Source organism: Bradyrhizobium valentinum (assembly GCF_001440405.1).
Taxonomy (GTDB): Bacteria; Pseudomonadota; Alphaproteobacteria; order Rhizobiales; family Xanthobacteraceae; genus Bradyrhizobium; species Bradyrhizobium valentinum.
Map to the genome: position 1 here is coordinate 18039 of NZ_LLXX01000220.1, position 9872 is coordinate 27910.

The following is a 9872-nucleotide window of genomic DNA, read 5'->3' on the forward strand; positions in this document are numbered from 1 at the left end:
ATGTCCCCCAATCGGTCCGAACACGCAGCTTCCCTTAACGCAGGTGCCAATCCGGCAATACTTAGGACCGTCGATCTTGGCGTTTCCTTTGGAGGACATCGGGCCGTACATGCCGTCAGCTCGTCCTTCAACGGCGGTGCGCTTACCGCCATTGTTGGTCCAAACGGTGCGGGCAAAACGACTTACTTCAATCTGATCTCGGGTCAAATCGCAGCTTCCCACGGCGAAGTATGGCTTGGCGCAGAAAATGTAACAGCCTTGTCCGCAGCCCAACGGGCAAAGAGAGGGCTAGGCCGTGCATTTCAGCTTACCAATCTCTTCCCGCGCCTGACTGTCTTTGAAAATATTCGCCTGGTTGCGCAATCGATGCAAGCTGGTCGCCACTGCCATGGTCTCAATTTCTGGAGCATTTGGAGCGATGCAAGCGATCTGATCGAGCGAGCGACCGATATTCTCAAATCCGTCTCGATGGCGAATCAACTCGGTGAGCCGGTTGCCACTCTTTCGCACGGCGACCAACGTAAGTTGGAGGTTGCCATGCTCATCGCCATGGATCCGAAAGTGTACATGTTTGACGAACCAACGGCCGGCATGAGCGCCGACGAAGTTCCGGTGGTCTTGAACCTCATTCGCGATCTGAAAGATTTGAGCCACAAGACGATACTTCTTGTCGAACATAAAATGGACGTCGTCCGCGATCTCGCCGATCGTATCATCGTCCTCCACAATGGGGAGCTCGTGGCCGACGGTAAGCCAGCCGACGTGATTGAATCGAAAATCGTACAGGAAGCTTACCTGGGCGCAAATGCCGGTTCGAGACGAGGCGCGATGTGACGGAACTTTTGCTCAATCTTGAGAACGTTCACACCCACATTGGCTTATACCACATCCTGCAGGGGGTGGGCTTTCGCGCTCAACGCAATCGGATCACACTTCTCCTTGGAAGAAATGGTGCGGGCAAAACGACGACGCTGCGCACGATTATGGGCCTGTGGCCGGCCTCAAAAGGCCGCATAAGCTTCGCCGGCACTGACATTGTAGGTCGCTCGACCTCAGAGATCTCGCGGCTCGGTATCGCTTATGTGCCCGAGAACATGGGCATCTTTCCTGACCTCAGCGTGAAGGAAAACATGCTCCTGGCAGCGAGAAACGCCTCGCGCGTGACAGATATCGATCAGCAGCGCCTTGAGTGGATTTTTGAACTGTTTCCGGCCGTTCATCAATTTTGGAACAGGCCGGCCGGAAAACTGTCCGGTGGTCAAAAACAAATGGTGGCAATGGCGCGGGCAATTGTCGAACCCCGAGAGCTGCTACTGATTGACGAGCCAAGCAAAGGGTTGGCGCCGGCGATCGTCAACAACATGGCTGAAGCTATGCTCAAACTGAAGCAGAGCGGAGCCAGTATATTACTGGTCGAACAGAATCTGCAGCTTGCGCGCGAGGTCGGCGATGACGTGGCAATTATCGATGCCGGAAGGATCGTCCACACGGGCCCCGCGGATGAGTGCTTTGCGCGTGACGACCTCCTTAAAACGCATTTGGGTCTCGCGCTATGTCCATGAACCGATCCGACCTGATGCCCTTGGCGCTCCTGCCCATTCTGATGGGCTGCGCATATTTGGCGATCGGTAATCCGGCTGCTTGGTTCACTCTGACGATTGCTGGAGTAGCCATGGGGATGATTATCTTTACGGTCGCGTCCGGCATGACCATTGTTTTTGGTTTGATGGATGTTTTGAATTTCGGCCAGGGCATTTTCATCACTGTTGGAGCCTATCTCTCGGCGACCGTCTTCGCATCACTCAGCGGCTACGTCGTATCTCCATACCTGAGCGAGAATCTGCTCGTGATCCTGGTGGCCGTCGTAGCGGCCGTCGCTGGTGCCGGCATGTCCGGCTTTCTGTTTGAACGATTGCTAGTCAAGCCGGTCTACGGCGATCACTTGATGCAAATTCTGGTGACGACCGGAGGTCTGATCGTCGGTGAAGAGATCATCAAGATTATTTGGGGCGTACAGCAGGTAAATGTGGCGCTGCCGCCGTTTCTGAGCGGTGCCTTCGTGATCGCCGATGTCGCGATTGAACGTTATCGCGCCTTCGCATTCCTGGCTGGGGCTCTCGTCTTCTTCGGCCAGTATCTTGTGTTCACCCGCACAAAAACCGGGCTGTTGATCCGCGCAGGGGTTCACGACCGCGAAATGGTCGAGGCTCTCGGCTACGGCGTGCGACGCCTCTTCGTCGCGACATTTGTATCAGGTTGCGCGCTTGCTGGCCTCGGCGGAGTAATGTGGGGCCTCTACCAGCAGACGCTTGTCCCCCAGATCGGGAGCCAAATGAACGTACTGGTCTTCATCGTCATCATCATCGGCGGGCTCGGATCCACCGGGGGCGCTCTTCTGGGCGCGATCTTGGTCGGGATCTGCGCGAACTACGCCAGCTTCATCGAGCCCAAGGTCGCACTATTCTCAAACATTGCTTTGATGACGATGATACTCCTTTGGCGCCCGAATGGGCTCTATCCGGCGAGTGCGCGGTGACTACGTCGATGGATTGGACACGCCTGATATCCAGAGACCGGCCAGGAAGCCGGCTTCTGATCATACTGCTGATCGCAATCATTGCCGTACTCCTCGTAGCGCCGTTCGCGTTAACCGGGGCAAAGGCGATCAGCATTTGCGTTAAGATCATGATCTTCGCGGTTCTTGTTGCAAGCTTCGATCTGCTGCTCGGCTATACCGGCATCGTAAGTTTCGCCCATACCGTGTTCTTCGGGATCGGCGCCTACGGGGTCGGTATCGCCATCATCAGATTGGGGGCGAGCTGGACCTCCCTAGCCGTTGGCGCGAGCGCGGCAATCGTTGTATCCGTCTTGCTTGCGCTTGTCATCGGCTTGTTCTCGCTGCGAGTGCGAGCGATATTCTTCTCTATGATCACGCTTGCACTGTCGGCGGCGGCCCAAACACTTGCAACTCAGTTGTCCAATCTGACTGGCGGGGAAGATGGCATTATCTTCCGGTTGCCGCCTGCTTTGATGCCAAGCTTCCGCCTGTTGGATACAAAGATCTTCGGGCTTACCATCGACGGTAAAGTCGTCTGCTACTATTTCATTTTTGCGATGAGCGTGACATTCGTTCTCGCGCTGCTCCGTATCGTGAATTCACCGTTCGGACGTGTGCTGCTCGCTATCCGCGATAACGAATTCAGAGCGGAAGCGATCGGCTATCCGGTTTTTGTCTTTCGAACGCTGTCCAACGTCGTTGCTGCCGTGTTCGCCTGCCTGGCTGGTGTCATGCTGTCGCTGTGGCTTCGTTACACCGGCCCGGACGCCTCGCTCTCGTTCGAAATCATGCTCGATATCCTCATGATAGTCATCATCGGCGGGGTCGGAACGATCTACGGCAGTATCGTGGGAGCGGTCGCGTTTTTAGTGGCGCAAGGTTATCTGCAGGATCTACTGAAAGGCGCGAGCGCGGCATTGGGCTCATTGCCGGGAATCGGCAAGGTGCTGTCCCCGGATCGCTGGATGTTGTGGCTCGGACTGCTTTTCATTCTGGCAGTCTATTACTTCCCAACCGGAATCGTTGGAGTGTTGCGCCGCCCCGCGCGGAGGCTGGATTCCAGCAGCAAGCCATCCGCCAAGGAGCGCCTCAGCATTGTCTATCGCTGGATGGGACGCGCGAGATGATGCTTCCAGTGACCATCGTCTGCGGGTTTCTCGGCGCGGGCAAGACAACACTCATCAATCATCTCTTGCATAACCCTGGATCCGAACGTCTTGCCGTACTGGTCAACGATTTTGGTGCGATTAATATTGATCAAGACCTCATCAAGGTCGAGACTGAAAATCAGATAGAGCTGAGCAACGGTTGCGTTTGTTGTTCAATCCGAGACGACCTGGCGTCCGGTTTGGTTTCGGTCAGCCGTCTTTCGAGCAAGTTCACACGGGTCCTGCTCGAGTGCAGCGGTGTATCTCATCCCGCTGGCGTATTGAGAGTCTTCGACAACGATCCTATCAGAGCGCAGTTCTATGTAGATGGCCTATTCTGTTTGATCGATACATCCAACATACTCGAGCTCGACTACCAAAGCACGGAGCTTGCAATCGATCAAGCGGCCATGTCCGATCTGGTCTTGTTGAATAAGACCGATTTAGTGCCGGAGGCGGTTCAGCTCGAAGTCAGGCAAATGCTTCAAGCAGCTCAACGCAGCATGAAGCTGTTGGATGTTGTGAATGCGCAGGTGTCACCTGAAATTCTTTTTGGTCCGACGGAACAAGTCCGACACAGAGCTCGAGGGGCGGTGCAGGGTAAGCACTCGGATGTTTACGAAAGCGCCTCCTTTTACTGGGATGCTCCAATTCGTGCTGAAGCCTTCAGAGGGTTTGCCGAGGCTCTCCCGTCCCAAATTCTGCGCGGCAAAGGCTTGTTGAGTCTGACGATCAAGGACCAAGAGCGCCCGTCACGGGGCATCTTTCAATTCGTAGGAAAGCGATCTTCCGTCGAACTGGAGAGCGCGGAAGGTCCTGAGAGAAGCCAGGTCGTATTGATCGCCCGGCGAGGAGAACTCGACAGGAGCGCGATTGACGCGGCTCTTGACCTGTGCCCCGGTGCGCGTGCCGCCCTACCAATCGCGCAGCGTCGGCGTCCAAGGCGTCCGAAGATTTGCGAATAGAAGCCATAATCGAAGAAGGGTGGTCCAAATGAAGACAGCTGACCGAATATTCTTTGGCGGCCCGATCCGGACCATGGACCCAGCGAAACCGATCGCCGAGGCCGTTGCGGTTCGAGAAGGCAGGGTTCTGGCGGTCGGCTCTAAGGCGGACATCGAAAGGCTCGCGGCCGCCGATACGATCAGGAGCGATCTTGGTGGGAGGGCAATGCTGCCCGGCTTCGTCGAGGCCCATAGCCATCCCATGATGAGTGCGCTGGCTTGGGGCGACCCTGTCGTCGATATTCGAGCGGTTCATGAGCCGACGTTTTCCGCGGTGATTGCGAAGATGCGTCGACGTGTTGCGAAGGCGAAGCCTGATGAAATCATCTGGTTTCTCGGACTTGATCCGCAACTGCATGAGGGCATGGAAGAGCCGTCCCGCGAACTTCTCGACGACATAGCCCCCAACAATCCGATCGTTGTTCAGACAATCAACTTTCACGGAGTGTTCATAAACACTAAAGCCCTCGCCGCTTTTGGAATCGGCGCTGACTACAAACCGCCACTTGGCGGAAAGGTGTTCGACGCAGCAGACGGGCTTCCTTGGAAGTTTGCCGAGACTTCGGCATGGCAACTGTGCAACCGCTTTTACGTGGTCTGCGGCGAAGAGCGAAAGAAGCGTAGCTTCGAGGAGTGGGTGCAGAAGTTCGTGCGAGCAGGATATACCACCACGTCAGAGATCATGATTGAGCCTGGCGCGGGCCCAATGCTCTACGCTCTGGTAAAATCGCGCCGAAACCCGCTCCGTATTGTAGGATACGAAGCGAAACATCTGGGCGGTGAGGTGACCGTTGCCCGGAATTTTGGCGACGACGATTTCCGGATGATTGGCACCAAGCTCCACGCGGACGGCTCCGTCCTGTTGGGCAACGTCTGGACCACAAGCCCCTACCTGAACAACAAGATGACACTCAAGGGAATGGGGTTGCCCGAGAATAGCACGGGGCATTCCAACATTTCAGAAGAGAAATTGCACGAATTGGTCGCCAAATACGTGAGTGAGGGCTGGCAGATGTCGGTCCACGCCCATGGCGATCGGACCATCGACATGGTCCTCAATGTCTATGAGAGGGTTATCGAGAGGGTCGGCGCTCAGAAGGTGTCCGGGCCGCTTCGCATTGAGCACTGCGGGATCATGCGCGAGGATCAGATCGATCGTGCCGTTCGACTGAACGTCGTTTGCTCTTATTTCTTGCCTTACATCCACCACTGGGGCGAAGCGCTCCGCGACTATCTGCTTGGCGAAGAGCGCGCGGCTCGCTTCGCTCCCTCAGGCTCGGCGTCAAGAAAGGGCATGCGGGTCTCCTATCACTGCGATTCTCCAATGACATGGCCAGATGCGCTTGTTTGCCTGAATGTCGCCGTCAACCGAAGCACAATGAAGGGCGCAGTCCTTGGCCCTGAGCAGCGCGTGTCCATGGAAGAAGCGCTGAAGGCGATCACGATCGACGCGGCATATCAACTGCAGATGGACGATAGAATCGGGAGTATTGCCACCGGCAAGTTTGCAGATTTCGTCATTCTTGATCGAGATCCCGTTGTCTGTGAAACCGACCGAATTCTTCAGATTTCGATCGTCGGGACAGTCGTCGGCGGAGTCGATACCGGCGATTTCTTTCGAGTTTCGGCGCGGAATTAACTGACCCAGGTGGCTGACAAGATCGCCGTAGGTGCTGCACGCGGTCCATGGGGCGTATGGCCGCCGCTCGAAAGCGCTTCCTCCCAGGCTGGGGCCATTTTCGCGATGGCCTGTTTTTTATTCAGGACAATCCCACCCAATGATCGACAACAGTAGTTGCTCGGTTGCCCCCGCCGCCTACCAAGGACGGCCGGCGGCGATTCGTACCAGGCGACGCCGTGCAGATTGCTCTGCAATTTGAGTGTGGTGAGACGTTCGTCGGTTCAAGCCGCCGGCGATTATCGCCTCTTGAAGGACGCGTAAACAGTGACGCCTCTGCCGTTCGTCTTCAATAGCTCGGAGGCGTGATGGCCCATACGACCACGCATTCTCGTTCGTTGTTGTTTGCGTAACGATGGGGAAGGTCGCTTGCGAACGCAAAACTATCGCCTTCGCGTAGAACCACATGACGCTCGCCAATCCAAAGGTCGAGCTCACCTGAAATCACATATCCCGCTTCCTCACCCTGATGCGTGTAGGGTTCTTTGCCGCTTTCGGAGCCAGGAGGGAATGTGCATCTCAGAAGCTCGAGCTGCCGGCCTAGATTGGGGGACAGAAGCTCATTAGTAATGCCACCTACGAAGGTCAGTTTCCGTCGTGAGCTTGCTCTCACAACATAGTCGCGCAAATCCCCGACGGTCGGTCAAAATCCCCCGGGTGTGGTCACCTGAAACTCCCCACCTGATGATCACCGGCCGCGGCGCCGAACAGCGGTAGCCGGTCATGGCAGGACGTTTATTTTGGTCCCCTTTAATCCAGCAAGGGGACTGGGAGTTGAACGTCTTGAAGGCACATCTGCAAAGCACTGTATTTACATTACTTGATCGCAACGCCAGCCAGCGCGAGATCCACATGCTGACGGGTATCGATCGCAAGACGATCCGGCGTTACCGAGCGCTGCGGGCTGGTGCGGAGGCAAATTCCCCCGGGGAAGTGACCACCGGCACGGTGGGCGCGGACGACCAAATTCCCCCACCCCGACCACCGGCTTTTGGGGTGTCGCAAGCGACAGCCGCCAGCAGCCTGGCCCGCTCGGCCTGCGAACCATATCGGGCGTGGATCGAAGAACAGGTCCGCCTGAAGCGGAATGCACAGGCGATTTACCAGGACCTGGTCGATCAATTTGGCTTTCCGTCCAGCTACCAGAGCGTCAAGCGGTTTGTGCGCACGTTGCGACACAGCGATCCCGAGCAGTTTGATCGTCTCGAGTTCCTCCCTGGCGAGGAGGCTCAGGTCGACTATGGTGAGGGCGCTCTGACGACGCCGCAGCTTGACCCCCCGACGGTCGGTCAAAATCCCCCGGGTGAGGTCACCTCAAACTCCCCCACCTGATTCCGCCTGGTTGGGCGGCTGATCGGCCGCAAAGCACGTAGCAGGACATTTATTTTCGCCCCCTTTAGGGAAGAGGGGACCGGGAGTTGAACGTCTTGAAGCCGCATCTGCAAAGCACCGTATTTACGTTACTTGAGCGCCAGACGAGCCAACGAGAGATCCAGCGGCTGACGGGGATCGACCGCAAGACGATCCGGCGCTACCAGGCGATTTTCGTGTCCCGGCGAGCGGCGGAGGCAAATTCCCCCGGGGTGACCGCCGGCTCCGAGGCCGCGGATGGCCAAACTCCCCCACCTCCGCGACCGCCGGCTATCGGCATGAAGGTGGCCGCCAAGACGTTTGATTTCGCCCGCTCAGCGTGTGAACCGCATCGAGGACGCGATCATCGAACATCCCAATCTGCGCGGCCCCGGTTACTTTATTGAAAGGATTATCCAGCATGCTGACCCATCCCACCCTCGACCTGCTGCATAGCCTCGGTCTCCACGGCATGGCCAAAGCCTTCAAGGACCTCGATGCCCAGTCCGAAGCGCGCAGCCTCGAACACGCCGAATGGCTGGCGTTGCTCTTGGAACACGAGAAAACGCTGCGCCAGCAAAAGCGGTTCGAAAGCAGAGCTCGAGCCGCCAAGCTGCGCCATGCCGCCAGCGTCGAGGATGTCGATTACCGCGCTATCCGCGGCCTCGACCGCGCGCTCTTTCTAAAACTCGCCGCCGGCGACTGGATCCGGGCACGACATAATCTCCTTGTTACCGGGACGTGCGGCGTCGGCAAAAGCTGGCTCGCTTGCGCCCTTGGCAACAAGGCTTACCGAGATGACTTCTCAGTTGCCTACCATCGTGTGCCGCGTCTCTTCGCCGCCCTCGCACTCGGCCGCGCCGACGGCCGTTACACCAAGATGCTGCGGGCGATCGCACGACTTGATCTGCTGATCCTGGACGACTGGGGACCAGAACCTCTCGACGCCGACCAGCGCCGTGATTTGCTCGAAATCGTCGAGGATCGATACGAATCCCGCTCGATTATCGTCACCAGCCAGCTGCCCGTCGATCGCTGGTACGAAATCATCGGAAACCCCACCATCGCCGACGCGATCCTCGACCGCGTCGTCCACAATGCCTACCGCATCGAACTCAAGGGAGAGAGCCTCAGAAAGCAGAAGCAAACCGCTCAAGATCAACCGGTCTCTTGACCTTCCCCGCCCTCGACGACATCATGAAATTGACCCATGCGAACGACACCACGGGTGGCCGGCTTCAGATCGGAATACCCGGCCGGCTTCGAATTGGAATGCATGGCCGGCTTCGTCGGAATCCACAGATGAGAGTTCATCAGAGGCCCATTCAATTGAGCGTGGTGAGTGCTCAAGCCATCTCGGCGGGCTGTTCTTGTTTTTCGACCGACGCCCATACTCAGTCATGTCGTAGTAGAAGGTTTCTAATCAGTCTGCGCTAGTGCAACGAACATTGATCGCCCGAGGAATCGGCGAACCATCGTGTTATGCACTGATGCAGCCAATCTTCTGACGTTCCTCTGAGTCGACCGGCTTCGCCGCCATGACAACCCTATACGGGATGTCACGGAAGGATGACGCGTCCCGAACCCTAGCTAAGGGCTCTTTCGAACTCAGGCAGGATGTCGAACAGGTCAGCAACTAGGCCGTAGTCGGCGACCTGAAAGATCGGCGCGTCCTCGTCCTTGTTGATCGCGACGATCACCTTGGAGTCCTTCATGCCGGCCAGATGCTGGATCGCGCCGGAAATGCCGACCGCGACATAGAGCTCGGGGGCCACGACCTTGCCGGTCTGGCCGACCTGCCAGTCGTTCGGCGCATAGCCGGCGTCGACCGCCGCGCGCGAGGCACCGACACCGGCGCCGAGCTTATCGGCGAGCGGCTCGATGTACTTGGCAAAGTTCTCGCGGCTCTGCATGGCACGACCGCCGGAGACGATGATCTTGGCCGAGGTCAGTTCGGGACGGTCGCTCTTTGCGACTTCCTCGCCGACAAAGGACGATAGGCCCGGATCGGCCGCCGCCGCGACGCTCTCGACCGACGCGCTGCCGCCCTCACCCGCTGCGGCGAAGGTGGAGGTGCGCACCGTGATGACCTTCTTGGCGTCCTTCGACTTCACCGTCTGGATGGCGTTGCCGGC

General features: G+C 57.5%; 9 protein-coding genes and 2 pseudogenes. 9 read left to right on the forward strand and 2 right to left on the reverse strand.

Going from position 1 to position 9872, the window contains the following annotated elements; genetic code table 11:
* The 6 genes from CP49_RS37885 to CP49_RS37910 are packed head-to-tail and all read left to right on the forward strand — an operon-like array spanning nt 1 to nt 6348.
* The gene (locus tag CP49_RS37885; RefSeq protein WP_057855196.1) at nt 1-834 is read left to right on the forward strand and encodes an ABC transporter ATP-binding protein; all 834 of its coding nucleotides are present in this window, start codon (nt 1-3) and stop codon (nt 832-834) included.
* Complete coding sequence (locus tag CP49_RS37890; RefSeq protein ID WP_057855197.1) at nt 831-1562, forward strand: ABC transporter ATP-binding protein; 732 nt, start codon at nt 831-833, stop codon at nt 1560-1562. Before CP49_RS37885 ends, CP49_RS37890 begins: the two co-directional genes overlap by 4 nt.
* Nucleotides 1559-2536, forward strand: a complete 978-nt coding sequence (locus CP49_RS37895) for a branched-chain amino acid ABC transporter permease (protein WP_245311069.1) — start codon at nt 1559-1561, stop codon at nt 2534-2536. Before CP49_RS37890 ends, CP49_RS37895 begins: the two co-directional genes overlap by 4 nt.
* Complete coding sequence (locus tag CP49_RS37900) at nt 2533-3684, forward strand: branched-chain amino acid ABC transporter permease (RefSeq protein ID WP_338060459.1); 1152 nt, start codon at nt 2533-2535, stop codon at nt 3682-3684. The genes CP49_RS37895 and CP49_RS37900 overlap by 4 nt, the downstream gene beginning before the upstream one ends.
* Nucleotides 3681-4670: a CobW family GTP-binding protein gene (locus tag CP49_RS37905; protein WP_082646448.1), complete on the forward strand. Its 990-nt coding sequence runs from the start codon at nt 3681-3683 to the stop codon at nt 4668-4670. Before CP49_RS37900 ends, CP49_RS37905 begins: the two co-directional genes overlap by 4 nt.
* A 28-nt stretch (nt 4671-4698) precedes the next feature.
* A complete protein-coding gene (locus CP49_RS37910) occupies nt 4699-6348 on the forward strand; it encodes an amidohydrolase (RefSeq protein WP_057855200.1) in 1650 nt (549 codons plus the stop codon).
* A gap of 328 nt (nt 6349-6676) precedes the next feature.
* Here the strand turns inward: CP49_RS37910 and CP49_RS49545 are convergent, their stop codons facing one another.
* On the reverse strand, nt 6677-7000 hold the full coding sequence (locus tag CP49_RS49545; RefSeq protein ID WP_420807688.1) for a cupin domain-containing protein: 324 nt from the start codon (nt 6998-7000) through the stop codon (nt 6677-6679).
* Nucleotides 7001-7110: 110 nt separating this feature from the next.
* Here CP49_RS49545 and CP49_RS37915 point away from each other — a divergent pair.
* The 3 genes and pseudogenes from CP49_RS37915 to istB form a co-directional block, all read left to right on the forward strand.
* A pseudogene (locus CP49_RS37915) lies at nt 7111-7665 on the forward strand (IS21 family transposase); the annotation flags it as partial.
* Nucleotides 7666-7770: 105 nt separating this feature from the next.
* Nucleotides 7771-8093 (forward strand): annotated as a pseudogene (locus CP49_RS43960) (IS21 family transposase); the annotation flags it as partial.
* 65 nt (nt 8094-8158) lie between these two features.
* On the forward strand, nt 8159-8911 hold the full coding sequence (gene istB, locus CP49_RS37920; RefSeq protein WP_057855201.1) for an IS21-like element helper ATPase IstB: 753 nt from the start codon (nt 8159-8161) through the stop codon (nt 8909-8911).
* A 412-nt stretch (nt 8912-9323) separates the two neighbouring features.
* Here the strand turns inward: istB and CP49_RS48360 are convergent.
* Nucleotides 9324-9872, reverse strand: a 549-nt coding sequence (locus CP49_RS48360; RefSeq protein WP_245311070.1) for an electron transfer flavoprotein subunit alpha/FixB family protein, incomplete at its 5' end; no start/stop codon positions are given.